This window comes from Nocardioides palaemonis (assembly GCF_018275325.1).
In the GTDB taxonomy this organism is placed as follows: domain Bacteria; phylum Actinomycetota; class Actinomycetes; order Propionibacteriales; family Nocardioidaceae; genus Nocardioides; species Nocardioides palaemonis.
The window spans coordinates 1,179,774-1,204,560 of the sequence record NZ_JAGVQR010000004.1 but is presented as its reverse complement, the minus strand read 5'-3'; the positions used below and the strand labels follow the sequence as shown (position 1 = coordinate 1,204,560).

Below are 24,787 nucleotides of genomic sequence, written 5' to 3'. Positions count from 1 at the left end.
GCTCATTTAGCAGTGTGGTTTCGAGGCTCGCTCCGCTCGCACCTCAACCACCGAGCGGCTCCGCTCGCACCTCAACCACCGAGCGGCTCCGCTCGCACCTCAACCACCGAGCGGCTCCGCTCGCACCTCAACCACCGAGCGGGATCCCGATCCCCGGCACGTGCGACCACGCCCGCTCCTGCGCGGCGGACATCGTCGGCCAGCGGCGCCCGCCCGGGCGCGCGGCGACGCGGGAGTCGTACGGCGCCGGGGTGAAGGTCGGGTCGATGAAGCAGCCCGAGCCGTAGGTCGCGTCGAACCCCGGGCAGGCGGCGGCGACCGAGGCGGGCGTGGGCTTCGCGCCGGTCGTCACCCAGGTCGCGAGGGCGTCCATCGCCGCGGCGTAGCCGCTGTCGCTCAGCGCGCTGTGCTCGGACTCGGCGGTGAAGACCTGGACGAGGTCGTCCGCGGTCCCCGCCCCGACCCGCGTGGCGCGGTAGGCGGACTCGTGCTCGACGAACGCCGTCGGGTCGTCGATCGCGTGCAGGTCGACGGTCGGGATCGCGACGGCACCGGTGAGGTCGCTGTCCCACATCAGGTCGCGCCGCGCGGACGGGTCGGCGGAGAACCGCTCGACGCCGCGGTTGAGCGCCCGGTCGTCGTGGCTGCCGGAGTAGCGCACCCCGCGGTTGCTGAACGGGTTCCGCCCGCCGAGCCTCTCGCTCACGATGTCGCGGAAGGTGAACGTCGCGAAGCTCAGGTGGGAGGCGAGGGTGCGCTCCGGCACCCCGGTCACGCCGAGGATGTCGTCGAGGTTCTGCTGCTGCAGCGCGGTGCGCTCGGCCGGGTCGGAGGCGTAGCCGGTGCACTCCTCGAGCCGGGCGCGCAGCCCGGTCGAGGTCATCGTGGAACCCGGCCGCAGCCCCATCCACAGCGGGTACTGCGGCTCGCTCGGGCGCGGGTGGTTGCCGCAGTAGTACTGGTAGACCACCCGCAGGTCGACGCGGTAGTCGTACCCGCGGGAAGCACCCGCGAGCACGCCGTTGGTCAGCAGCACCCCGTCGTACGTCGTCGGGTGCACCTCGACCAGCTTGGCCGCGACGTCGCCGCCCCACGACTGGCCGTGGGCGTAGGTGTGGCCGGGCTCGCCGAAGGCCGCGACGAACGCCTGCCGGGCGCCCTCGGTGTCGGCGACCGCCATCCGGGTGCCGAAGCCGCCGCGACGGTAGGTCGAGCCGACCCAGGCGTAGCCCTCGCGCGGCATCACCGCCCAGCGGTCGAGGTCGTCGAGGCTGCGCGAGGCGTCGGTCGGGTCGTCGAGGTCGGGTCCGCCGTGGGAGTGGACGACGAGGTCGCCGTTCCAGTCGTGCGGGACCGCGATGGCGTAGAACGCACCGGAGGCGTCCTGCCCGGTCCAGCAGTCGGCGACGTCGACCAGCGCGTCCGGGCACGCCGTGGGCGTCGGGCCGTCGTCGGCGGTCGCGGCGACCGGAGCCAGCAGGCTCGTGGTGAGGGCGGTCGTCGCGACGACGGCGGCCCGGAGGAGGGAGCGGTGGGGCACGGGATGCCTCCGAGAGGTGGGAGTCGGGCTTCCGAGTACGCCCGGTCGCCTCGACGCTAGGCCCGTGTGACGCCCGTCTCACTCTTTCGTGCGTTGAGTTCACCGGCGCGCGGTTCACCGCTGCGGGCGGGACGTTTGCTGGGGCCAGACTCCTACTGTGTGCCCATGGGACTGAAGGACCTCATCACGCCGGGCTCCAAGGAGACCGAGGAGACCCGCGCCGCGCTCGACGCCGCCCAGGACGAGAACCCCGACCCCGGAGCGATCGACAAGCTAGTCTCGATGCTCGTCGAGGCCGGCCTCAAGGGCCGCGGCCCGCTCCGCCCGGCCGAGGAGGTCGCCCGCGAGGCGCTCGAGAAGGCCGGCGGCAACCGGGAGAAGGCCATCGCCTCGCTGGCCCGGCGCGCCACGGGCGCCGGCGCGGCCGGCGGCTTCCTCACCGGCGTCGGCGGCTTCGTGACCATGCCGGTCTCGTTGCCGGTCAACGTCGCGGAGTTCTACCTCCTCGCCACCCGCATGGTCGGCGCCATCGCCACGCTGCGCGGCTACGACCTCGACGAGCCGCGGGTGCGCACCGCCGTCCTGCTCACCCTCGTCGGCTCCGACTCCGACGAGGTGCTCAAGAAGGCCGGGATGGCCTCGGCCGGCTCCCGCGCGACGACGTACGCCCTCCGCGGCCTGCCGCCCGCCGCGCTGATGGTGGTCAACAAGGCGGTCGGCTTCCGGCTGATGCGCGGGGTGAGCGAGAAGCTGCTCGCCCGCTTCGGCCGCGGCATCCCCTTCGCCGGCGGCGTCGTCGGCGGCGGGATCGACGGCTTCATGATGAAGAAGATCGCCGACCAGGCGATGAAGGAGTTCCCGGCCGTCGGTGGTTGAGGTGCGAGGAGCGCCAGCCCTCGCTCGGTGGTTGAGGTGCGAGGAGCGCCAGCCCTCGCTCGGTGGTTGAGGTGCGAGGAGCGCCAGCGACGAGCCTCGAAACCATCGAGCAAGGCATGTGGTTTCGAGGCTCGCTCCGCTCGCACCTCAACCACCGAGGGCGTGCGCTCGCACCTCAACCACCGAGGGCGTGCGCTCGCACCTCAACCACCGAGGGACTCCCGGATCGCATCGGCCTCCTCCTGCACCGTCGCTGCGTCGACGAGGTCGCCGGCCTGCTCGGTCAGCACGGCGACGCGCGCGGCGAGGGCCTCCTCGGCGTACCCGCTGTCCACCAGCTCGGCGGTCAGGTCGGCCTTGGCCTGCTCGACCAGGTCGGCCCACTTCTCGACGGCGGTGAACCGCTCGACGAGCACGTTGGACCCGCCGCCCGGACCGCCACCACCGCCGGGGCCGCCGCCCATCCCATCCTCGGGACGCTGACCGTCCGCGGGAGGCGAGGGCATGTCGGTCGGCATGTCGGTCGGCATCCCCTCGGGTCGCTCGCCGTCGCCACCCGGGAACCCGCCCGGACCACCGGCGCCGTCGCCACCGCCGCCGCCCGGCGAGCCGCCGAAGGCGAGGTTGTGGTCCCACGCCACGACCGTGAACCCGCCGGACGTCGCGTCGTAGCGCAGGTAGGAGTTGTTGCCGGGGCCGTCGATGTCGTCGAAGTTGTCGACGAGCTCCTCGAAGGCGAGGTAGCGCGCGAAGGCCTCGACGTCGAGGTGCGAGGCCAGCTCGGCCTCGAAGTCGGCGTCGCTGCTGTTGTTGAGGAAGTCGAGCAGGTCGATGAGCGGCGTGAGGTCGTCGTCGCCGGTCTCCTGGTCGAAGACGTCGGTGTAGGAGTCCGGGTCGTCGCCGCGCCACGACCAGTCGCCGCTCGCCTCGGACTTGTAGAGCAGCCCGGCAGTCGAGAAGTTCTCCGCCTCCCACTCCTCGTCGAGGTCCTGCACGACCAGCCGCAGCCGCGCGTCGGAGCCGTTGACGCTGAACGCCGTGGAGATCGCGTGCTCGCTGGCCAGCCCGGCCTCGGCGAGCAGGTCGAGCGCGACCGCCTCGTTGAGCGCGGTCTCCGAGTTGTTGGACCGCACCACGAAGGACGTCCAGCCGTCGAGCGACTGCCCGTCGACGAACTTGTCGAGCCGGATCATCCACGGCAGGTCGGCCGGGTCGGAGTCGTCGGAGACGCCGCGCAGCGAGGAGTTGCCCTTGAGCCGGATGCCGACGCGCTCGTAGGTCTCGCCGTCGATGGTGACCGTGGCCTCGATCCAGTCCTTCTCGCCCGACGACTGGTAGGTGTCGATCATCGTCGCGACCGCGTCGGGGTCGACCTCGACGCCGATCTCGTGGAGCTGGGACTCGTCCCAGATGCCGGTGCCGTCCGCGACGTCCTTCGCGGCGGTGGCGACCGCGGCGGTGGACGCAGTCTGGTCCGACGACGAGCACCCGGCGAGGCCGAGCGCGGCGACGACCGCCCACGTGGCCACGAACGTACGCCGCCTCACGCGAGCACCCCCGCGTCCAGCGTGAGGTGGTCGGCGAGGTGCCGCGAGGTGACCCGGTGCCAGCGGTTGCCGGGCAGGCCGGGCGTCAGCAGCGCCAGCCCGGTGCCGTACTTCGAGATCCGCACCGGCCGGTGGCCGAGCTCGCGGAGCCGGCGGTCGAGCGGGCCGGGGGCCATCGACGCCGACTTGGTCTCGACGACGAGGACGTCGGCGACCTCGGCGGTGCCGTGGCCGGAGACCCAGCGCAGGTCGCGGTCGACTGTGGCGCGGCCGGCGCCGTCGGGGAGCAGCAGGGTGCTGCGGACGTACGCCGTGTGCAGCGTCGGGACGAGCCCGCGCGGTTCCACGTGGAACACGTGGGCGGCGGCGAGCCGCTCGGAGACCCAGTCGGAGGCCGCTCCGGCGACGTCGGTCCCGTCGTGGGGCAGCCGCTCCTTGACGGTCGCGCCGCGCCGCCCGCGGGTCTTCACCTCCAGCCAGCACTCGCCGGTGTCGGCGTAGGTCCGGGTCCGCACCTTCCAGCGGCGGCGGCGGGCGTGGGCGGCGCCGGTCCAGGAGTCGAGCGCGACGGTGTCGAGGTAGGTCGACTCGTAGCGCGACCAGCGCCGGTCCTCGACCTCGAGCGCCCGCAGGCCCGGGATGCCGGCGAGGAGGGCGTCGAGGTCGGCGGCGGGGACGACGTACTTGCGGTCGACGCGGGTGAGAAGCGCGGCCGCGGCGTTGAGCTCGTCGAGGCCGACGGCGGGGAGGTCGTGGAGGGCGCTCATCGGGGTCCCCGCGGCGCTCGTCGGGGGAGCGAAGCGGCGGAGAGGACGTCGTGGGGTGTTGTTCATCGGGTCAGCACCGCCGCGTCGTGGCGCTCGGCGCTGGGCATCGCGGGCGCCGGCGTCGGGGCGTAGTGCACCTCGACGGTCGTGGTGTCGTTGACGAGGTCGACCTTGATCGGGGTGACGCGGGTGACGCGGGCGTCGAGGAGCAGCTCGAGGCGCTCGACGAGGGTCGGCTCGTCGGTGATCGCGGAGTCCAGCACGACGACCTGCCGCAGGCCGGTGCGGTGCAGCAGCCGGCTGTCGGCGGCGGCGAGCACGCCGACCAGCGCGGCCATGAGCGTGATCGACAGCGTCGCGTCGCCGGTGCCGAGGCCGCCGATCAGGCCGATCGCGAGCGCCGCGAAGTAGTACGCGATCTCGTGCTGGCCGAGCTCGTCGGAGCGCAGCCGGATGATCGACAGCACCCCGAAGAGGCCGAGCCCCAGGCCGACCGTGGCCGCGCTGCTGGACAGCACGATCGTCACCGACAGGACGCCGACGTTGACCGCGACGAAGGCGGTGACGAGGTCGGCCCGGCGGTGGCGCGGGTAGTAGACGGCGAGGGCGAGCACCAGCACGGCGACCAGGTCGACGGCGGCGAGCAGGTAGGTGGGGTTCATGCCCCGAGGTTCGCGGGCCGACCTGTCGCGAACCTGCACCGAACCTGTGAACCAGCCATACGTTGCTCGCTGGTCGAGGACGGGTACGCCTCGCTGGTCGAGGAGGGCGCTCTGCGCCCGTCACGAGACCGATGACCGCTGGTCGAGGAGGGCGCTCTGCGCCCGTCACGAGACCCGGCCACCGACGACGGCGTTGACGACCCTCTGAAACAATCAGACCTCGTGGACGGACCCCTCCCCCTCGTCGTGCTCGTCGCCTCGCTGCTGTTCGCGGCGGTGGTGCTGGTCTACGTCGCCCTCGACCGCACGCCCGACTGGGGCCTGCTCGGCTTCGCGGGCCTGATCGAGGCCGCGACGCTGGTCCTGCTGGTCGTCGCGGCGGTCCAGGTCGGCGGCGTCGACCTCTCCGGCGGCCGGCTGGTCACCCTCTTCGGCTACCTCCTCGCCGGGCTCGTCCTGCTCCCGATCGGCTTCGTCTGGTCGCTCGCCGAGCGCAGTCGCGGCGCGACCGCCGTGCTGATGGTCGCCGGGCTCGCGCAGGCGTTCGTCATCCTCCGCGTCGAGCAGGTGTGGCCCTCGTGAGCGCCTCGACCAAGTCCGGCGCGGGCCGCGCGCTCGTGGCGGTCTACGGCGTCTTCGCGCTCGCCGCGACCGCCCGCTCGCTGGTCCAGCTCGGCACCAAGGCCTCCGAGGCGCCGCTGGCCTACACGCTCTCCGCGGTCGCCGCGCTGGTCTACATCGCCGCCACCCTCGGTCTCGCCGAGGTCGGCCCCTCCCCCCGCCGCCTCGCGCTCGCCGCCGTGGGCTTCGAGCTCGTCGGCGTGCTCACCGTCGGCACACTCACCCTCCTCGACCCCGAGCTCTTCCCCGACCAGACGGTGTGGTCGGACTACGGAGCCGGCTACGGCTGGCTGCCGCTGGTGCTGCCGTTCGTCGGGCTCGCGTGGCTGTGGCGTACGCGCTCGACAGCGACGGACGCCTCCCGGCCCTAAACTGCCTCCGTCGCCCGCCGTCCGGGCGCGATGAACGGGGGAACGAGCATGGCCGTCATGGGCAAGATCTGGAACCTGGCGCCAGAGCCGAGGCAGCACCTCGAGAACTCCGGCATGACGTACGCATGGGTGTCCGGCTCGGGCCGTCGCGCCCTGGGTCTCGGGCCGGCCGGCCTGGGCGTGTTCACCCACGACGGCCCCCAGATCGCGCCGTGGGACGAGCTCGCCGCGATCACCACGCCAACGAGCCAGCGCGTCGCGCTCGTCCGGCACGAGAGTGACGAGCCGCTCGAGTTCACCTTCGCGAGCGCGAAGGAGCAGTCCCTCTTCCTCGCCGAGATCCCCAGCGCGGAGCGCGCCCGCCTGCTCGACAGCGACGGGCACGCCATGGCGGCGACGTCGATCCCCGCCCGCCCCAAGGCGTACGACTCGCTCATGAACCTGCTCCAGCTCGGGCTGGTCGCCCAGGTCGTCGGCGGCGTGCTGCTCGGACTCACCGAGGATCTCGGCCTCGCCGCCGGCGTCGTCCTCGTGGCGGGAGGGTCGATGGCGACCCTGACCGCGATCATCGGCGTCGGCGTCCGGCTGGGCATCAAGGCCGCGGCCGAGGGCTGACGCGGTCGGTCACGCGCCGCTGACGGCCTCGCTGAGCAGTGGCACGCCGAGCTCGCACCGGTCCACGTGCCGGTCGATGGCGGTGAGGATCAGCGTCCGCATCGAGGCCACCTTGTCGTCGCCCTCGAGCAGCAGGTCGGCCGGGTAGCTGACGCCGAACCCGCCGTAGCCTCGTCGCCCCGACACGCGGGTGACGTCGGTGATGGTCACACCGAGCGAGCAGTCGGCCGACGCGGCGCGGTAGTCCTTCACCCAGGTCGAGTACTCGGGCAGGTCGTCGACGATCCCACGCCAGGCTTCGTCCATTGCCTCCTGCCAGCCGTCGACCTCGACGAGTTTCCCCCGGTCCCCGTGGTCGGCGACGACGCGGTAGAGCAGGTCGCTGATCCACGCGGTGCCGAACGGCACGAACCGGTCCTCGGGCGACATGGCCGCAGGTTAGTGCGCATGTCTGACACCCGCCGGGGAACGGGGACGCCGACATTCACGACGAGGGGACGCGCCATGACCGACCCGGACGAGACCACCGACAAGCCCGCGACCGAGGAGCGGCGCGGCACGCCGAACTCCGACGGCCCCGACGGCGCGGCCGGCGGGATGGGGTCGAGCAGCGAGTGGGTCGGACCGACCGGTCCCGGGCAGGTCGGGACCGACGGCGTGCGCGACACGAGCGTCGTGGACACCCCGGACGGGCCGCCGCAGCAGGACGAGGGCGGCGACGAGCCGCAGCCCGAGGGGCGCGCGCCGAAGGCGGGCTACCCCAGCCTCGACCCGCGCAGCGAGGGCAAGCCCTACCAGCCCTGACCGAACGCTTCGGTCAGTCGAAGTCGAAGACCGAGTGCCCCTGGGAGAAGTGCAGGACGTAGCGGCACTGCAGGCAGATCATCAGCGTCATCTTGTGGGAGGTGAAGCCCCACTTCGAGTCCTGGCGCGACTCCTGCCGCTCGAACTCCGTCCCCTGGCACAACGGGCATGCCAGCTGCTGCTCCATCACGATCCCCCTGTCGTCGGTGCGTACGTCGTCGGCCGAGGGTAGCGGCCCGGTGCGCCGCCGCAGTGGACCTTCATCCGGCCATGAAGTCCGCGACGACCCGCCCGAGCTCGGCGCCGGCGTCCTCCTGCAGGAAATGGCCGGCCCCGCGGATGGTCGGGTGGTCGAGACCCCGGGTGCCGGGGACCAGCTTGCGCAGGATCGGCGCCATCGCACCCGTGACCGGGTCGCCGTCGCTGAACGCGACGAGGAACGGCAGGTCGCTGGCCGACAGCACCTCCCACGCGGCACGGTTGGCGTCGGTGGCGGGGTCGTCCGGGCGGGTCGGGACGAGCGTCGGGAGGGCGCGCACGCCCGCCTTGGCCCGCTCCTCGGGGAAGGGCGCGTCGTACGCCGCTCGCACCTCGTCGGCCATCGGCCGTACGCAGCCGGCCGCGACCAGCCGCCCTACGTCGAGGGTTGGGGCGGTCTCCACCGCGCGGCGGAACTGCCACCAGACCTCCGGCATGTCGAAGTCGCCGGTCGGCAGTCCGGTGTTGGCCGCCACCACCCGGGCGAACCGGTCCTGGTACTCGGCGACCAGGCGCAGCCCGACCAGCCCGCCCCAGTCCTGCCCGACCAGCGTCACGTCACGCAGGTCGAGGTGGTCGAAGACGAGCTCGCGCGTCCACTCCACGAGCCGGGCGAACGAGTAGTCCTCCGTCCGCACCGGCTTGTCGGAGCGCCCGAAGCCGACCATGTCCGGCGCCACGCACCGGATGCCGCGGCCCGTCAGCACCTCGATCACGTGCCGGTAGAGGTAGGACCACGACGGCTCGCCGTGCAGCAGCAGCGCGACCGGCCCGTCCGCCGGCCCCGTGTCGACGTACGCCATCCGCAGCGTCCCGCCGTCGGGGTCGGCCACCTCGGCGTACGCCGGCTCCCACGGGAAGTCGGGGATGTGGTCGAACGAGTGGTCGGGGGTGCGGTAGACCTCCATCGCGTCAGTGTTGCAGCAGGGTCGGAGTCAACCGGAGAACTTGGCGCGCCCATTAGCGGCGCAAGGACGCACTCATCGCGACAGGCGCGTGACAAGGCTGCTGGGATCTCCAGCAGGTTCGACGTTGAACACCTATGGCGTCGATGCGACATGAGCCGGAGCGACCGAGGACTGCCGCGCGCCGTGCACCGCTGAACACCGGCCTGGTGTCGATACTGAGTGTCTCACACGATGGGGGACACCGATGGCATTCAGCGCCCAGGCAAGCACGGTCGATGACCTGCTTCGCGAGACGTACGTTGAGATAGGTCATCAGGGCAATTGGGTGACCGCAAACCGAGGCCGATTTCGCGAGATCGTCGGTGCCACACTCGAGTTGACGAACGTCCGTGCACGATTGAGTCGCAGCGAATCTCGTCGCCGCGTGGTGAGCGGGGTGGCCGAGCTCTGCTGGTACTTGTCCGGCTCGAACTCGGGCGAGCCCGTTGTTTTCTATTTGCCGAACTACGCCGCCGAGCTTGAGGAGGACGGGACGATTCACGGCGGCTACGGGCCCCGTCTGTTCGGGCAGGACGAGGATGCGCAGATCCGGAACGTCATCGCGCTTTTGAAAGAGAACCCGACTTCGCGGCGGGCAGTGGTGCAGATTTTCGACCGGTCCGACCATCGTTCACCACGGTTCAAGGACATCCCATGCACCTGCACCATGCAGTTCCTGCTGCGCGACGGACGCTTGCACATGGTGGTCTCGATGCGTTCGAACGACGCTTACGTAGGACTGCCTCACGACGTCTTCGCCTTCACGATGTTGCAGGAGATGGTCGCTCGCTCACTGAACGCAGAGCCTGGCAGGTACGTGCACAACGCTGGCAGCCTCCATCTCTACGACCAGCACGAGGAGTCGGTCGGGGTCTACCTCAGTGAGGGGTACCAGAGCACCACTGACGGGATGCCCCCCATGCCGCCGGGAGACCCGTGGCGGCAAGCCGAAGAGTTGGTAGCGGCCGAAGCGCAAGTCCGGGCAGGCGTCCCGTACGAGCGGGTACGCCTACCGACAGACCCGTACTGGGCTGACCTTGTTCGCATCCTTGCTCACCATGTTGCAAGAAAGTCGAAGGACGCCGAGGCGATGGGCCAGATCGCCGACGACATGCGCGACGCGATACTGAGGGAGTTCATGTGACAACACTCCGGGAGGATCGTGTACAGCCAGATCTCGCGACTAGTCGACCAGCTTGACTCACAGGTGGCGCCGAACGACGTACTCGGCTGGGCGTGCCCCGTTCCCTTCTTCGGCGAAATCGCTCTCGCCAAGGTCGCTACGGTTGGGATCAACCCAAGCAATCGCGAGTTCGTTGACAAGGCTGGCACTGAGTTGGCCGAGCCGGCTCGGCGCCTACCGACTCTGTCATCTCTGGGTCGTGCGTCCTGGGACGACGCAACGGGCGACGACATCCGCTCAATCGCTCTCGGCTGTCGCAGGTACTTCCAAGGGAACCCCTACCGTCAATGGTTCGACGTCCTTGATCGAATGCTGTGCGCAGGTGGTGCCTCGTACTACGACTCGACTGCTTGCCATGTGGACCTCGTCGCCTATGCGACGTCGACGAAGTGGGGCATCCTTCCCGGCGCGGTCCGCGACGATCTCATGCGGCGTGGAAGATCCACGATTGCCGAGCTCATCCGCGACTCCGCGGTCGATGTCCTCGTTCTCAACGGCCGAGCGGTGGTGTCCGAGTTCGTGCAGTTCGCCGACGCATCCCTGGTCGCTCGAGAGGTCGATAGCTGGACACTGCCACGCTCAAGCGGGACAGGGGTCGGCGGCATTGCCTACGAAGGCGTGATCGACGCCATCGGCGAGGTGGCGATGGATCGATCCATCCGTGTGATCGGCTACAACCACAATCTGCAAAGCAGTTTCGGCGTAACTACAGAAGTGATGCAGCGAATCGGTGAGTGGGTAGGAGCAACCGTTGCCAGCGCGACCGCTAGTTAGGCCCGGCGATAGAGCCGAGGCGGACCGACTCCATGCCGTCCTAGATGAGTTCGAGCGCGATGTCGAGCCACTCATCGGTGTCGCTGCGCTGCGGACGCGGGAGGTGCTCGTAGCACAAATCATCGAGAGTCAGCGTCGCAGTCGGTACATCGAGAGGCTGATGACCGGCGTCACGTTGACCGAGCCGTCGCGCGACCCAGCGTCAGGCTCCTTTGACCCGCTCAAAGCAGCGATTCTCCACTCACGAGACGGCGACTACGACGAGGCCTGTTGGCTCGTACTCCTCTCCGTTCATTTCGGTCGCGACCGGAGGAACGATTGGCAGTTGTCGTCGGACTTCTACGGTCGTCTTGGACAGGCAGGTCAGTGGAACTGGGCGAACGCGAGCGCAGACGTCATGCAGTTGCGTGCCTGGCTAGATGCCAATCAGGCAACGATGAGGGCTCGAGGCGGGAGATTCGGCAACCATCGCAAGCGCGAGAGCTTGTCCGGGTCTTCTGCCAACGGGACCGGTGCTGTCCTTGAGAGCTATATCGAGTGGGTCGGCGCCTCGCACAAAGCGTTGTTCAGCAGCGTGGCCGTGGGCGCTACACCGATGAAGCGTTTCGCCTCCATCTACGAGTCCGCTGTCCAGGTGAGGCGGTTCGGACGGATCGCCCGTTTCGACTACCTTTCGATGATGGGGAAGCTTGACCTGCTGGACGTCGAGCCAGACGGTCTTCACCTCGTCGGTGCGAGCGGCCCACAATACGGCGCTCGGCTTCTGCTTACCGGGCACTCGAAGGGTCAACCGCGCAACCGGGAGATCGAGCGTCGGCTAGCCCCGCTACGAGACCGGTTGGGAATCGGCTATGACGTGTTCGAGGATGCTCTGTGCAACTGGCAGAAGAGCCCTAGCTCCTTCGTCGCGTTTCGAGGGTAGTGCCGTTCCAAACGTATCGACGTTTGAGGTAGTTGAATTGCTCACGCCTCAACAAGCCGCGGTGCTGCAATTGGCCGACGACGATACCTGGTGAGATCGAGTTCGCGTGGGCAGTTCGGATGATGTTTCGCCTATCAAGGGCACCTCGACTGATTGGGGCTCGACCGATCAAGAACTCCGACGCGAAGTCGTTCGCCTCCTCCTCGAAGCCGTCTATGTCTTCGCGGTCGTCCAAGTTGTCGATAAATGGCATCTCGAGGTTATGGCGCAAAACATGGCCGACCTCGTGGAAGAACGTGAACCAAAGGTGGTCATCGGTGAGGTGGCGCGCGCTGAGCTGGATGAGTGGATGCTGGCCCAGGCGGCGGGCAACCCCGCTTGCCGAGCAACCCTTAGGTGTCGGAAGAACAACCACGTGCAGACCAGCGCCCGCGCACAGCCTGACGAGGTCGCCAACGAATCTCTCCGGCTGCGGAACCCTAGTGAGATCGCGCAGCCGCGGAAGCAGTTCGTTGAGTGCATGGGAATCGAAGGGCGGAAGATCCGCGCGGCTCTCAGCGACGAGGTCGCCGGCTCGGAACCAGGCAGTGGTTGCACCGGCTTCCAAATCGAAACTCGGTGAGGACCGGAAGTGTGCGGCCTCGACCTGCCTGTCGTATCGCTGTTCCCAGGTGCCGATGTCCGGGACGTCGAAGAAGCGCAGACATTCGTCGATCTGGTCCACCCACGAAGACGGCTTCTCCATCCAACCAAACTTGACCATCTGCGCGACCGGCAGCCCTTGGGACCACTTGTCAGCTTGCACCCGCGCTAGGTCATCTTGGTATTGGGCCTCACGGGTCAACCAGAACTCGGTCGTTCCGCCAACTGTCGTGCTGAGGTTTCGAGCGATTGCGACCGTCAGGGGCAGAGCGCCGGCCAGCAGTCGGCGAGCGTCGCTGGCGCTCAGACCAAGAGAGGGCGCCAAGTCGTCGAGATCGAGGCGTCGCTCGCTCATCACCGCTTCGAGAGTCTCTCCCGGGGCTGAGGCCCACCGAGGGGTCAGTCCTCCGGTGTGCAAGTCAGATCACCTCAATCTTCATGAGTTGAACGTACGTCGTTCGGGACCAGTCGATCATCCCAGCGTCGTCGACGCGCGGCTTCGTGTGGTTTGCGATCCACAGGGTGCTCGCGCCACTCGCGAGATCCAGGCTGAGCTCGCGGTTGCTCGGTCCCCCCGTCCGGGGCCTCCCGACGAGGAGGTCAGCGATCGTCGCGGCTGCACGCAGGTCTGCAAGGCGACCGCGCAGACCAGCGCCTACCTGCTCGCCGAATCTCGCGACGGCGGCGGAGTTGTCCTCGCAGAGCCGCCGCAGGGTGGGCGTGTTGAAAGCAATGATCAAAGATAGTCCCCGATGTCGAGCGTCGAACATACCGACGCGCCGCGGCGAGGAGCCGTTTCTCGCCTTGACACGCCGAGACTTGCTTTCGTAATTGTCGTAGCTGCGCGTGGGCGGACGCCCGAGCCGCACCGGTCCTTATCACGTTGCCGCTACATGCTGCCCTAGGTTTTGGAGACCTGCCACGTTCGAGACGCCGGTGCGATGGGCCACGAACCTGTCATCCGTGTGCGCACGGGCGTCGTGACTTGCGGCGACGATCGACACCGGCTGCCGGTGCCGCGGGTCTCACTCGCGTCATTCTGGGCGGTTCGCCGCTGCCGACGAACCCACATCCTGCGATCCAGCAGCGACCGAGCTTGTGGTCACAGGCGGGCAAGGTCTCCTCACGTCCGCATCACGAAGGTGACCGCGTTGTTGGCGTGGATGGTCCTCGCGTAGCGCGGATCGTGGGCCAGCCGGTGGTGGTGCGGGCACAGCAGGCGCCCGTTGGCGACATCCGTGGCACCGCCGCGAGCCCACGGGTCGTCGTGGTGGGCGTGACAGCCCGCCGCCGTCGTCTCGCATCCACGAGCCGTGCAGCCGCCGTCGCGCAGCCCGAGCGCGATCCGCTGCGCTTTCGAGAACAGCCGGCGTGAGCGGCCGAGGTCGAGGACCTGGCCGTCGCCGCCGAGGACGACGGGGATGATCCCGGCCTCGCACGCCAACCGCCGTGCCTGAGCCGCCGACATCCGCGTGCCGTCGTCCAGCAGCGCGACGCCCCGCTCGCCGAGCAGGTCCTGCAGCGTCATCGTCACCACGACCGTGGCGTTGACGCCCGCGGTCTGCGGCATCGCTCCGAGCGGGTACCGCTCGATGAACTCGACGAACGCCTCGCCCATCCGCCGACGCGTCGACTTCCCCCCGCCGGTCTCGTCGCGCAGGTCGGCTTCGGTGTGGCGCGCCGGATTGGCCAAGGCCTGCAGGATTCGCCGCAGCGTCGACCCCACGCTTGAGGGCACCGTGAACGAGCCGTGGCTCCGACCCTCGCCGTCGTCGCTCATCGAGAACCCGACCTGTTCGGCGGCGCGACGCTCCTCGTCCTCCAAGTTCTTCGCCTCGGCCGCCTCCCCGACCTCCGGGGCCACTGCGTCGAGGATCCGCTTGCCGATCTGCTTCAGCCCCCGGGCGTCGTGCTGACGCGCGAAGCCGAGCAGGGCTGCCTCCGCCTGGTCGCGTACGTCGGCGCCGACCTCGGATGGCATGGCCTCGACTGCCTCGACGATGGCCCGGGCCTGCTCCAGCCGCAGCGTCCCGTCCGCGAGCTGACGGGCGACGTCCGCGTGCCGAGGCTCGTCGAGCGCGACACCGAGCCGCGTCAGCCGGCCCGCCTCCGAGCGGGTCAGGCGACTGCGCTGCGCCCACCAGTGGTGGGTGTGCCGCGCGCCGACCGCGTCGCCGAGGCTGCGCCGGTCGGCCTCCGCCACCGCGCCGCACTCCACCCCCGCGACCCGGCTCGCCGCCATCGTGGCCGCGTCGAGCAGCCGCACCACGTCCACATCCACGAGGCCACCTGCCGACAGGTCACCCAGGTCGGTGAGCACGGCGTCGAGGCGTCCGAGCAGCGCGTCCAGCGGCGAGGCGCCCGCACCGGGCACCTGCCACGCGCTCCGTCCCGTGAACTCGGGATCTGCCGGAACCGCACTCATCGGACCACACCCTCACCGCGCCCCGAGGGCGCGTCGACGATACTGGATGGCCTATGTCTGTGGGTGTGTACAGCCTGTTTGGTGGCTAACTGAAGGGCCCGAGCTCACGCTCGATTAACACCTCAATCCTAGCCGTGGGGTCCGACAGTCGCCCTGTGATCGAGCTCGGGCTGGGAGGTCTCGTGACGGGACCCTTCGAGACGGCCGCTGGCGGCCTCCTCAGGGCGGCGTTTCGTCCCTCCTCGACCAGCGAGAGAGATCTTCCCAAGCCCGCCCCCGCGCCTCACGGCGAGCGGCGACCCCGACGGCTCGGGCAGCGCGCGGATCGCGGCACACCCGCGGCGCTACTACGTCAACGTGCACAACGCGACGTACCAGGCCGGAGCCGTGCAGGGGACCCTGCACGGCTGAGCCGGTTGGCGTGGGTGTCAGTACGCCTTGTTCGCGCCGTAGGACGCCTGCTCGTAGGTGAAGCCCTCGAACACCAGCTGGTCGATCAGACCCTGCAGAGAGAAGCTCGTGTAGTCGAGGTAGTTCTTCGCCGACTGCACCGCCTGCTCGTTCCAGTTGACCTTCAGGTAGTCGACGGCGAAGGTCGCGTCGCCGGTGGCGTAGCCCTCGAACTCGAGCTGATCAATCAGGCCAGTGCGCGAGAAGGCCGTGTAGTCGAGATAGTTGGACGCAGTGTCGATCGCATTCGACATGGCCGGGGTGATCTTCGAACGACTGGGGTCAGCCGGGAAGTCGTCCACCGAGTCAGCGACCTTGTCGCCGTCCGAGTCCTTGCTGTAGCGCTCGTCCTTCGGGAAGTCGTCGACCTGGTCCGCGACACCGTCGCCGTCCGTGTCCTTGCTGAACCGCGCGTTCTTGGGGAATGCGTCCTTGTAGTCCGGCACGCCGTCCTTGTCGGAGTCGATGTCGTCCTCGGTCTGGACCCGCTTGTCCTCGGGGGCGACGTCCTCGTCGTCCGGCACTCCGTCACCGTCGGTGTCGACCGGCTCCGTCTCCGTCGCGGGCTCGACATCCGTCCCGGCTTCGGCCCCGGTCTCGGAGGACGGCGAGGACGATGCCGCGGGCTTCTCCGCAGCGGCACTGCCCGACTCCTCGTCGGGCGCCAAGCTGCCGATGACAGCGAGACCGACGACCACGGCTGCGGCGATCGCCCACCAGCGGAAGTACCACGGCTTCTTCACGGTGGCGGCGGGCACGCCTGGCTGATTGACGAGCGGCGCGGCGCTGGGACCTGCCGCCTGCTGCGCACCGGGCATCGGCGCAGTGTGGTCCGTCCATCGCTGGCCGTCCCACCACCGCAGCTGTCCGCTGTCCTTCTGGTCCGGGAACCATCCCGGTGCAGGCGTGTTCGTCGGCATGAGTGCGTCCCCCGTGATGCTGATTGTGAGGTGCGGTCCCACCCCGCACGCTGAGGACGTCAGGATCACATTGACACGGGGTACTCGTCCTCGAATTCGAGGAATGTCACCTGTGTTGGGCAGATAGGGAGGGCCCTCGAGCCCAATGCGATCTTCCTGCCTGGTAGCCCGGGCGGGCTACGTGACGCCATGTAGGCCCCGCGCCGCGTTGATCGGCGGCGGCGGAGCCTGCATCGCGTCCGCCGGGGAACTACTCCCCAGCCGCCTTTGCCGGAACGACATCGGTGAAGGCGAACACGAACGTAGGCGACCTGACTCCACCTACGTCGGTCATCGACTTCTCACCGACACAGTCCTTCTTATCTCTCATGAACTTCCCGCTGAACTGAACCAGATCTCCCTCGCTCAGGTCTGCGACCTGCTCGTAGACAGGGGAATCGCGACTAATGAGCGACGATGCACCGTCGAGCGCATCCGAGAAGCCGTTGTTCCAGGTGCCAAGTGCGATGCGGTCATCAAGCTCAACCTCTAGGGTGCCTGAATCACCACCCATGGTCGTGTCGAGGTCACTCACGACGCCGTACCAGTCCTCGACCGCAAGGCTCTTGGGCAACATTCCGCAGATGGCGTCGTTACGGGTCTCGCGGAGTTGGACGACCTTCATCTCATTGGCCCCATCCGCAGCGTCCTTTGCCGTATTGACGGCGTCAACGAACTCGGCTTGATCGGCGGGGAACGATTCGGAGGCGTCGGCCACCGAGCAACCTGCAAGGAGTGCTGCGGCAACGAGTGTTCCTGCTGCGGCGAGTTGGCGTTCCATGCCCGCGTGGGGCCTCGCCTTTCCGAGCGAGCTGTGGTGACTGTTGTTGGGATGGCGCGAGATGCACTTGCGCATGGTCGAGTCGTAATTCACGCCGCATAGGCGAACACATCGCAGGATTGCACGTCAGGGCATTGGCAAAACTCGCAATGCCCACGCGTCTCGCCGGCCCCACGAACCAGGGCACCCACGGTCTCGACAGCCAACCCCTAAGTTCCTCAGCTGCTTTCCGGCGGCAGGTGCTTCTTCATCAGCCTCCGCACCCGCTTCTGCTTGCGGTCGGGGATCATCGAGCGCATCTCCTCGAGCTTGCCGAAGCAGAGCAGGCGGTCCTCGCCCTCGAGGACGGTCTTGTTGCGCGGGTTGGGGATGACCTGCGGGCCGCGGTGGAGCGTGAGGACGGTGATGTCGCGCTCGTCGAGGCCGGAGTCGCCGAGCTTCTTGCCGACCATGTCGGAGCCGGTGTGGACGACGATCTCGGCGACGCCGTAGCCGGTCGAGACGGTGAGGCGCTGGCGGACGTCGATGTCGGGGAAGGCGACCTGGTTGGCCATGTAGTCGACGATCGCGCCGGCGACGTCGAGCTTGGTGGCGGCCTCGATGCCCTCCAGGCCGGGCGAGGAGTTGACCTCCATCACCTGCGGGCCCTTGCGGCCCTCCAGCATGTCGACACCGGCGACGCGCAGACCCATGATCTGCGCGGAGCGCACCGCGACGCGCTCGAACTCCTCGTCGAGCTCGACCGGCTCGACGCTGCCGCCGCGGTGGACGTTGGAGCGGAACTCGTCGCCCTGCGCGACGCGGCGCATCGCCGCGACCACGCGGTCGCCGACGACGAGGGCGCGGATGTCGCGGCCCTTGCTCTCCTTGACGAAGCGCTGGATCAGCACGTTCTGCCGGGTGCTCTGCAGCGTCTCGATGATCGCCTCGGCCACCTTGATGGTCGGGGCGAGGATGACGCCGATGCCCTGGGTGCCCTCGAGCAGCTTGATCACGACGGGCGCACCGCCGACCCGCTCGATCGCCGGGATCACGTCGGCGCGGTCGCGCACGAACGTCGTCGCCGGCATCGGGATCTTGTGACGCGAGAGGATCTGCGTGGCGCGCAGCTTGTCGCGGCTGTTGGCGATGCCATAGCTGGTGTTGGGCGTGTAGACGTCCATCTGCTCGAACTGCCGCACGACGGCGGTGCCGAAGTAGGTGATCGAGTTGCCGATCCGCGGGAGCACCGCGTCGTACGTCGACAGCTGCTTGCCGCGGAAGAGCAGGTCGGGCTCGTCCCCCGAGAGGTCGATGCCGAAGCGCAGCGTGTTGAGCACCTTGACGTCGTGACCCCGGTCGATCGCCGCGGTGCGCAGGCGCTGCGTGCTGTAGGAGCGGGGCGCCCGGGAGAGGATGGCGAGCTTCATGGTGGGCCATACAACCACCTCGACCCCCGGCCCGACCCCACCCTCCTGAGAGGATGGACAGGTGTCCACGCCCTTCGAAGACCCGAACGACGCACCCGCGTCGAAGGTCGTCGTCGGCTGGCGCGAGTGGGTGGGCCTTCCGCAGGCCGGCGTCGACTTCATGAAGGCCAAGATCGACACCGGCGCGCGCTCGTCGTCGATCCACGCCTTCGACCTCGAGGCCTACGAGCACGACCGCGCCGAGTGGGTGCGGTTCTCCATCCACCCGTGGCAGAAGTCCGACGACGACCACGTCGAGCTCAGCCTGCCCGTCCTCGACATGCGCGAGGTGCGCTCGAGCAACGGCCAGGTCGAGAAGCGCTACGCCGTCGCCCTCGACGTCACCCTCGCCGGGCGCACCATCACCACCGTGATGACCCTCAGCAACCGCGACGAGATGGGCTTCCGGATGCTGATCGGCCGCGAGGCCCTCGAGCGCGGCTTCCTCGTCGACTCCTCGCTGTCCTACGCGGGCGGCAAGCCGAAGCGGGCCGTACGCCGCCGCAACTGGGGTCGCTGACCCGGCTCAGGCCTTCCGGGGCCGCACGATCATCGGGACCCTCACCTCGCAGCTCGAGAGCTTCTCGCCCGAGCAGCGGTCGCGGTTGGCCTTGCCCCGGACGGTGTCGCGGCCGCGGCCGCCGACGAGGAGGTCGCGCCCGCGCGAGCCGGTGATCGTGTCCTTGCCGTCCTCGCCGAAGATCCGGATCTTCGACTTCCGCGCGTCGCAGCCGATCTTGTGGCCGTCGTCGCTCCTCCGCGAGAAGGCCAGCACGTCGTTGCCACGGCGGCCCCTGACGGTCGCGGTGCACGCGTAGAAGCTGACGTGGTCGGCGTGCGCGGTGCCGCCGACGTAGAGGTGCCTGGCGCCGACCCGCACGTCCTCGAAGTAGTCGAAGGAGGCGCCGACCTTCGTGCCGTGCTGCCGGTAGTACATCCTGCCGGCGTTCATCTCGACGTCGAGCCGCTTGCCGCCGAAGAGCTCGATGGAGTCGTCGCCCAGTCCCCCGATGTAGGAGCTGCCCTTGCCGCCGACACCGTCCTCCGAGAGCAGCGTGTCGTCCCCGGCGCCGAGGTCGAAGCGCTGCGGCCCGTCCAGCACGCCCTTGCCGAACGAGCTGTGGACGTGCTCGTCGCGGTCGGTGCCGGTGAAGGAGAGCGACGTCGCGGACGATCGACCGATCAGCTCGAAGCGGGTCGCCTCGCCGGTCCAGGCGAGGACGGGCGCGCCGTCCTCCGTCCAGGACCCGGCGGCGTCGATCGCGATGTCGCCGTCACCGAGGGAGGGCTGCAGCGTGGCCCCGGTGCCCATGACGACCTGCGAGCCCGCGGTCTGGACGCCGCTCCAGCGGACCGTGTGGCCGACCCCGGCGAGCTGGAGCACGTCGGCGTTGGGCACACCGGACATCCCGGTCGTCCACTCGTCCCCGGTCTGGCTGGCGTTGCCGCCCGTGGTGGCCACCACCGTGTCCGGCTCGGTGTCGACGTGCCTGCTGCCCTCCCTCGACCCGGTCAGCACGGTGTCGTGCCCGGCGGAGGCCGTGTAGTGGTCCGAGCCGGCTCCGAGCTCGGCGTCGACCCACGACCCGGAGGCGGAGGCGTCGACGACGTCGTTGCCTGCGCCGGTGCGCAGCGTGACCATGCCCGGAGCGATCGCGTCGGTGACGCAGACCAGGTCGTCGCCACCGAGGGTGTCGACACCGATCGCCCCGTTCGTGACCACGACGTCCGGTCCCTCGGTCCCGACGACGCGCTGCAGCGGCTGGCCGACGATCGTCGCGGCCCTCCCCTGGCAGGTCTCGCCGGCGGCACCGGCAGGTGAGGCGGGGGCGACGCCGAGGCCGGTGGCCAGGAGGCTGATCGCGAGGAGGGGCATCGTGCGCATGAAGGTCTCTTCCGTCCGAGTGCGGGCAACCAGTGTGACGCGGCCAGCGGTCCGGAAGTTGCGGCCGTCGGGACGAGGCGACCCACACCGGATCCCGAGCCGCACCACAGTTCGCGGACAGCGACACCTCCGATCGTCGAGGAGAACCTCGACGACTGGAGCAGCCCATGCCCGCACCCTCGCGCCGCGCCTTCCTCATCGGCGGCCTCACCACCCTGACCCTCACCACCGGCGGCGGCGCGTGGGCGCTCGACCGCTACGTCGTCGACCACGTCGAGGTCGCCGACGCGTCGGCGTACGAGGCCAGCCAGGGCAGTGACGGCACCGAGCTCGACACCTCCGACGCGGTCCTGACCGACGACAGCTGGAGCGCCGACGGCACGACGATCACCGTGAAGAAGGTGACGACCGGCAGCGGCGACGCGACCGTGACCTACGTCGTCGCCGACCTCGTGCTGAGCGACGCGACCGTGCTGCGCTCGGCCTTCGCCCAGGACTCCTTCGGCACCAACATCGTCGACGAGACCTCCGACATCGCCGAGCAGAACGGCGCGGTCTTCGCGATCAACGGCGACTACTACGGCTTCCGCGAGACCGGCATCGTCGTGCGCAACGGCGTCGCCTGGCGCGATGCCGGCGCCCGCGAGGGCCTGGCGTTCTACAAGGACGGGCACGTCGAGCTCTACGACGAGACCGCCACCAGCGCCGACGCGCTCGTCGACGCGGGCGTCTGGAACACCCTCTCCTTCGGGCCCGCGCTGGTCGCCGACGGCGAGGTGCTCGACGGGATCGACGACGTCGAGGTCGACACCAACTTCGGCAACCACTCGATCCAGGGCGACCAGCCGCGCACCGCGGTCGGCGTCGTCGACGACAACCACCTGCTGCTCGTCGTCGTCGACGGCCGCGACCCCGGCTACAGCGCCGGCGCGACGATGACCGAGCTCGCCACCTTGATGAAGGGCCTCGGCGCGGTGACGGCCTACAACATCGACGGCGGCGGGTCGTCGACGATGTTCTTCGACGGCGAGGTGGTCAACCGCCCGAGCAACGGCGGCGAGCGCGGCACCTCCGACATCCTCTACGTCAAGGGCTGAGCCGGTGCCGACCGTCCTCGTCCCGGCCTACCGCCCCGGTCCGGCCCTCCTCCGCACCCTCGCCGACGTCCGCGCCGCCCGGCCCGACTGGCACCTGCTGGTCGTCGACGACGGGTCGGGCGAGGCGTACGCCGACGTCTTCGCGCGGGCGATCACCCTCGGCGCCGAGGTGCTGGCGCTCCCCACCAACCGCGGCAAGGGCGCGGCGCTGAAGGCCGGCTTCGCCCACGTCGCCGCCACCCGCCCGGGATCCCCCGTGGTCTGCGCCGACGCCGACGGCCAGCACGCGCTCGACGACGTCGTCGCGATCGGCGAGCGGCTCCTCGCCGACCCTGGCCGCCAGATCGTGCTCGGCAGCCGCGCCCTCGACGCGGGCGTCCCGCTGCGCAGCCGGATCGGCAACGCCGTCACCCGCCGGCTGTTCGCCGCCGCCACCCGGACCCGTCTCACCGACACCCAGACCGGGCTGCGCGGCCTGCCCGCCGGCGTCCTCGCGTGGGCGTGCTCGGTGCCGGGCGAGCGCTACGAGTACGAGCTGCAGGTGCTGCTCCGCGCCGCCCGCGCAGGGATCGCGCTGGAGGAGGTGCCGATCGCCACGATCTACCTCGACGACAACGCCTCGTCGCACTTCCGCCCGGTCGTCGACTCGATCCGGGTCTACGCGCCGCTGCTGGTCTTCCTCGCCTCCTCGCTCGCCGCGTTCGCCATCGACACGGTGGCGCTGCTCGCGCTGCAGGCCCTCACCGGAGACCTGCTGCTGTCGGTCGTCGGCGCCCGCCTCACCAGCGCCGGGATCAACTTCGCGGTCAACCGCCGCCTGGTCTTCGAGGGCGGCCGGAGGGTCCGCACCCGCACCGCTGCCTGGCGCTACGCCGCGCTCGCGAGCGCCCTCCTCGGCGCCAACTACCTGCTGCTCAGCACGCTGCACGGCGCCGGCCTGGCCCTGCTCCCGGCCAAGCTCGTGACCGAGGTCGCGCTGGTCTCGTCGAGCTTCGCGGCCCAGCGCGCGTTCGTCTTCGCGCCCGGTCGCGGGCTCACAGGAGACGGACAGGACGAGGCCACCTCCGCGACAGGTCGCCCCAGCACGATCGAGGCATCAGGTCGCTCGCGCGGCCCCCGCTGACCCGAAAGGCCGCACCCGATGCGACTCCTCCCTGTGCACTCGAACCGCCTCCGCCACGCCGTCGCCGGCGTCGCCGCCACCGTCCTGCTCGCCGGCTGCGGTGCATCCGTCGCCAGCGACACGACCACCACCTCGACGAGCACCGGCACCACCACCAGCGCGGTCGCCACCTCCGACGGCACGACCGTCGACGAGGTGCTCGCCGACGACGTCGCCGTCGAGACCGGCGACACGTCCTACGACGAGGCCGACGCCACGACCGTCACCCTCGACGGCACCTCTGCCACCTCCGACTCCGACGCGGTCACCTCCGCCGACGGCACCGCGACGATCTCCGCCGCCGGGACGTACGTCCTGACCGGCGAGCTCACCGGCCAGGTGGTGGTCGACAGCGCGGGCGACGGCGTCGTACGCCTGGTGCTCGACGACGCGACGATCACCTCGGAGACCTCAGCCGCGATCGCGGTCACCGACGCCGAGTCGGTGGTGGTCGTGCTCGCCGACGGCAGCGACAACGCGCTCACCGACGCCACGACGTACGCCGACACCTCGGAGGACGCGCCCACCGGCGCGCTGTGGTCGTCCGCGGACCTCACCATCGGCGGCAGCGGCTCGCTCACCGTCACGGGCACCAGCAACAACGGCATCGTCGGCAAGGACGGCCTGGTCATCACCGGCGGCACCATCGACGTCACCTCCGTCGACGACGGGATCATCGGCAAGGACTACCTCGTCCTCACCGATGGCACCGTCACCGTCGACGCGGTCGGCGACGCGTTCAAGTCCACCAACACCGAGGACGCCGGCACCGGCTTCGTGCTGGTCCAGGGCGGCGAGCTCACCGTGTCGTCCGAGGACGACGGCATCAAGGGCACCCAGGTGCTCGTCTCCGGCGGCAGCGTCGTGGTGTCCGGCTCCCACGAGGCGATGGAGGGCTCGGTCATCGTGGTCGACGACGGCACGATCGAGCTGCACTCCGCCGACGACGGCGTCAACGTCAGCTCGTCCGACGACAGTGCCTCGACCGACGGGCAGGCCGGCGGCGAGATGGCCATCGACAGCTCGCTGCACCTCTACGTCAACGGCGGCACCCTCGAGGTGTGGGCCAGCGGCGACGGCCTCGACTCCAACGGCGACGCGACCATCACCGGCGGCGACATCACCGTCTACGGCCCGACCACCGACGGCAACGGCGCGCTCGACGTCAACGGCACCTTCGACGTCTCCGGCGGCACCCTCGTCGCCACCGGCAGCGCCGGCATGCTGGTCGCCCCCTCGACCGACTCCGACCAGGCGTGGATCGCCGCCGCGCTCGACACCACCGCGTCCGCCGGCACCGAGGTCGTCGTGACCGACGCGGCCGGCACCGAGGTGGCGTCCTACACCCCGGAGAAGGACTACGCCTCGATCGTCCTCTCGTCCGCCGACCTCGAGCAGGGAGCCAGCTACACCGTCACCGTCGACGGCACCTCCACGACCGTCACCGCCGGCGAGGCCCCCGCGGGCACCGGCGGCCCCGGAGGCCCGATGGGCGGCTGACCCTCGCGCCACTTCCCACGCACGTGACACCCGAACGAAAGGCACCACCATGAGCAGCGACACCCAGCACCCCCGACCACCGCACCGCCACCCTGACCACGCCGGCGTACGCCGCCGACCAGCCGGCCCTCGACGCCGAGGTCTCCCCGGCCCGCTCGCGCTCGTGGCGGGTGGCGAAGGGCCGCCGCGTCATCGCCGCTGGCGCCGTCGTGGCCGGTCTCGCCATCGGCGGCGCGGGCTTCGGGGCGGGCTACGCCGTCGGCGACGACGGCTCCGCCACCACCGGCACCACGTCGACCACCGACCAGTCCGGGCTCACCGGCCAGCAGGGGTTCCCCGGTGGGCCGGGCGGCGGACCGATGGGCGACATGGACGGCGACGGCGACGGTCCCGGCCAGATGGGCGGCCAGATGGGCGGACCGCCCGGAAGCACCGGCACCGACCAGGGCGGCACGACCGGCCAGGCGCCGGACTTCGACGGCGACGGCCAGCCCGACACCGACAGCGGCTCGGGCTCCGACTCGGACTCGTCGGCCCTCAACAGCTGACCC

At 69.9% G+C, this 24,787-nt stretch carries 27 protein-coding genes; 13 read left to right on the top strand and 14 right to left on the bottom strand.

Going from position 1 to position 24,787, the window contains the following annotated elements; translation table 11 throughout:
• Positions 1 to 127: 127 nt before the first annotated feature.
• Complete coding sequence (locus KDN32_RS21585) at positions 128 to 1,540, bottom strand: hypothetical protein (protein WP_211734740.1); 1,413 nt, start codon at positions 1,538 to 1,540, stop codon at positions 128 to 130.
• A gap of 165 nt (positions 1,541 to 1,705) precedes the next feature.
• Between KDN32_RS21585 and KDN32_RS21580 the strand changes: the two genes are divergently transcribed.
• On the top strand, positions 1,706 to 2,416 hold the full coding sequence (locus KDN32_RS21580; protein WP_211734738.1) for an EcsC family protein: 711 nt from the start codon (positions 1,706 to 1,708) through the stop codon (positions 2,414 to 2,416).
• 203 nt (positions 2,417 to 2,619) lie between these two features.
• Here the strand turns inward: KDN32_RS21580 and KDN32_RS21575 are convergent, their stop codons facing one another.
• The 3 genes from KDN32_RS21575 to KDN32_RS21565 form a co-directional block, all read right to left on the bottom strand.
• A complete protein-coding gene (locus tag KDN32_RS21575) occupies positions 2,620 to 3,963 on the bottom strand; it encodes a CotH kinase family protein (protein ID WP_211734736.1) in 1,344 nt (447 codons plus the stop codon).
• Positions 3,960 to 4,730, bottom strand: coding sequence for a polyphosphate polymerase domain-containing protein (locus KDN32_RS21570; RefSeq protein WP_211734734.1), 771 nt, complete (start codon positions 4,728 to 4,730; stop codon positions 3,960 to 3,962). Before KDN32_RS21570 ends, KDN32_RS21575 begins: the two co-directional genes overlap by 4 nt.
• Positions 4,731 to 4,792: 62 nt before the next feature.
• Positions 4,793 to 5,392 (bottom strand): DUF4956 domain-containing protein, encoded by a 600-nt coding sequence (locus KDN32_RS21565; RefSeq protein WP_211734732.1) that lies wholly within the window; start codon positions 5,390 to 5,392, stop codon positions 4,793 to 4,795.
• Positions 5,393 to 5,614: 222 nt separating this feature from the next.
• On the opposite strand from KDN32_RS21565, the gene KDN32_RS21560 reads away from it, so the two are divergent.
• Genes KDN32_RS21560 through KDN32_RS21550 form a run of 3 tightly spaced genes read left to right on the top strand, consistent with a single transcriptional unit; the run spans position 5,615 to position 6,999 of the window.
• Positions 5,615 to 5,974, top strand: coding sequence for a hypothetical protein (locus tag KDN32_RS21560; RefSeq protein WP_211734730.1), 360 nt, complete (start codon positions 5,615 to 5,617; stop codon positions 5,972 to 5,974).
• On the top strand, positions 5,971 to 6,384 hold the full coding sequence (locus tag KDN32_RS21555; protein WP_211734723.1) for a hypothetical protein: 414 nt from the start codon (positions 5,971 to 5,973) through the stop codon (positions 6,382 to 6,384). Before KDN32_RS21560 ends, KDN32_RS21555 begins: the two co-directional genes overlap by 4 nt.
• Positions 6,385 to 6,441: 57 nt before the next feature.
• Positions 6,442 to 6,999 (top strand): hypothetical protein, encoded by a 558-nt coding sequence (locus tag KDN32_RS21550; protein ID WP_211734721.1) that lies wholly within the window; start codon positions 6,442 to 6,444, stop codon positions 6,997 to 6,999.
• A 9-nt stretch (positions 7,000 to 7,008) separates the two neighbouring features.
• On the opposite strand, the gene KDN32_RS21545 is transcribed toward KDN32_RS21550, so the two are convergent.
• Positions 7,009 to 7,428 (bottom strand): hypothetical protein, encoded by a 420-nt coding sequence (locus tag KDN32_RS21545; RefSeq protein ID WP_211734719.1) that lies wholly within the window; start codon positions 7,426 to 7,428, stop codon positions 7,009 to 7,011.
• Positions 7,429 to 7,503: 75 nt separating this feature from the next.
• Here KDN32_RS21545 and KDN32_RS21540 point away from each other — a divergent pair, with 75 nt between their 5' ends.
• A complete protein-coding gene (locus tag KDN32_RS21540) occupies positions 7,504 to 7,803 on the top strand; it encodes a hypothetical protein (protein WP_211734717.1) in 300 nt (99 codons plus the stop codon).
• Positions 7,804 to 7,816: 13 nt separating this feature from the next.
• On the opposite strand, the gene KDN32_RS21535 is transcribed toward KDN32_RS21540, so the two are convergent.
• On the bottom strand, positions 7,817 to 7,990 hold the full coding sequence (locus KDN32_RS21535; protein WP_211734715.1) for a hypothetical protein: 174 nt from the start codon (positions 7,988 to 7,990) through the stop codon (positions 7,817 to 7,819).
• 73 nt (positions 7,991 to 8,063) lie between these two features.
• A complete protein-coding gene (locus tag KDN32_RS21530) occupies positions 8,064 to 8,969 on the bottom strand; it encodes a haloalkane dehalogenase (RefSeq protein ID WP_211734713.1) in 906 nt (301 codons plus the stop codon).
• 244 nt (positions 8,970 to 9,213) lie between these two features.
• Here KDN32_RS21530 and KDN32_RS21525 point away from each other — a divergent pair, with 244 nt between their 5' ends.
• The 3 genes from KDN32_RS21525 to KDN32_RS21515 all read left to right on the top strand — a co-directional run bounded on the left by KDN32_RS21525 (position 9,214) and on the right by KDN32_RS21515 (position 11,887).
• Complete coding sequence (locus KDN32_RS21525) at positions 9,214 to 10,152, top strand: thymidylate synthase (protein WP_211734711.1); 939 nt, start codon at positions 9,214 to 9,216, stop codon at positions 10,150 to 10,152.
• Positions 10,153 to 10,170: 18 nt separating this feature from the next.
• Positions 10,171 to 10,965, top strand: a complete 795-nt coding sequence (locus KDN32_RS21520; RefSeq protein WP_211734710.1) for a hypothetical protein — start codon at positions 10,171 to 10,173, stop codon at positions 10,963 to 10,965.
• 103 nt (positions 10,966 to 11,068) lie between these two features.
• The gene (locus KDN32_RS21515) at positions 11,069 to 11,887 is read left to right on the top strand and encodes an alpha-glutamyl/putrescinyl thymine pyrophosphorylase clade 3 protein (protein ID WP_307854294.1); all 819 of its coding nucleotides are present in this window, start codon (positions 11,069 to 11,071) and stop codon (positions 11,885 to 11,887) included.
• Here the strand turns inward: KDN32_RS21515 and KDN32_RS21510 are convergent.
• The 6 genes from KDN32_RS21510 to KDN32_RS21485 all read right to left on the bottom strand — a co-directional run bounded on the left by KDN32_RS21510 (position 11,859) and on the right by KDN32_RS21485 (position 18,553).
• Positions 11,859 to 12,884, bottom strand: a complete 1,026-nt coding sequence (locus tag KDN32_RS21510; RefSeq protein WP_211734706.1) for an ImmA/IrrE family metallo-endopeptidase — start codon at positions 12,882 to 12,884, stop codon at positions 11,859 to 11,861. The genes KDN32_RS21515 and KDN32_RS21510 overlap by 29 nt on opposite strands.
• A 64-nt stretch (positions 12,885 to 12,948) precedes the next feature.
• Positions 12,949 to 13,269 (bottom strand): hypothetical protein, encoded by a 321-nt coding sequence (locus KDN32_RS21505; protein ID WP_211734704.1) that lies wholly within the window; start codon positions 13,267 to 13,269, stop codon positions 12,949 to 12,951.
• 383 nt (positions 13,270 to 13,652) lie between these two features.
• Positions 13,653 to 14,954: an HNH endonuclease signature motif containing protein gene (locus KDN32_RS21500; protein ID WP_211734702.1), complete on the bottom strand. Its 1,302-nt coding sequence runs from the start codon at positions 14,952 to 14,954 to the stop codon at positions 13,653 to 13,655.
• A gap of 428 nt (positions 14,955 to 15,382) precedes the next feature.
• Positions 15,383 to 16,324, bottom strand: coding sequence for an Ltp family lipoprotein (locus tag KDN32_RS21495; protein ID WP_211734700.1), 942 nt, complete (start codon positions 16,322 to 16,324; stop codon positions 15,383 to 15,385).
• Between the two features lie 250 nt (positions 16,325 to 16,574).
• A complete protein-coding gene (locus tag KDN32_RS21490; protein ID WP_211734698.1) occupies positions 16,575 to 17,219 on the bottom strand; it encodes a hypothetical protein in 645 nt (214 codons plus the stop codon).
• Between the two features lie 143 nt (positions 17,220 to 17,362).
• Complete coding sequence (locus KDN32_RS21485; RefSeq protein ID WP_211734696.1) at positions 17,363 to 18,553, bottom strand: RimK family alpha-L-glutamate ligase; 1,191 nt, start codon at positions 18,551 to 18,553, stop codon at positions 17,363 to 17,365.
• 61 nt (positions 18,554 to 18,614) lie between these two features.
• On the opposite strand from KDN32_RS21485, the gene KDN32_RS21480 reads away from it, so the two are divergent.
• Complete coding sequence (locus tag KDN32_RS21480; RefSeq protein ID WP_211734694.1) at positions 18,615 to 19,112, top strand: ATP-dependent zinc protease family protein; 498 nt, start codon at positions 18,615 to 18,617, stop codon at positions 19,110 to 19,112.
• Positions 19,113 to 19,118: 6 nt separating this feature from the next.
• On the opposite strand, the gene KDN32_RS21475 is transcribed toward KDN32_RS21480, so the two are convergent.
• A complete protein-coding gene (locus tag KDN32_RS21475) occupies positions 19,119 to 20,477 on the bottom strand; it encodes a hypothetical protein (protein WP_211734692.1) in 1,359 nt (452 codons plus the stop codon).
• 167 nt (positions 20,478 to 20,644) lie between these two features.
• Here KDN32_RS21475 and KDN32_RS21470 point away from each other — a divergent pair, with 167 nt between their 5' ends.
• From KDN32_RS21470 to KDN32_RS21455, 4 genes are all read left to right on the top strand, one after another.
• On the top strand, positions 20,645 to 21,574 hold the full coding sequence (locus KDN32_RS21470) for a phosphodiester glycosidase family protein (RefSeq protein WP_211734690.1): 930 nt from the start codon (positions 20,645 to 20,647) through the stop codon (positions 21,572 to 21,574).
• Positions 21,575 to 21,578: 4 nt separating this feature from the next.
• Entirely contained in the window at positions 21,579 to 22,697 is a 1,119-nt protein-coding gene (locus tag KDN32_RS23465) for a bifunctional glycosyltransferase family 2/GtrA family protein (protein ID WP_211734688.1), read from the top strand.
• Positions 22,698 to 22,715: 18 nt separating this feature from the next.
• The gene (locus KDN32_RS21460) at positions 22,716 to 24,236 is read left to right on the top strand and encodes a carbohydrate-binding domain-containing protein (RefSeq protein WP_211734686.1); all 1,521 of its coding nucleotides are present in this window, start codon (positions 22,716 to 22,718) and stop codon (positions 24,234 to 24,236) included.
• Positions 24,237 to 24,406: 170 nt separating this feature from the next.
• On the top strand, positions 24,407 to 24,784 hold the full coding sequence (locus KDN32_RS21455; RefSeq protein ID WP_211734684.1) for a hypothetical protein: 378 nt from the start codon (positions 24,407 to 24,409) through the stop codon (positions 24,782 to 24,784).
• Positions 24,785 to 24,787 lie beyond the last annotated feature (3 nt).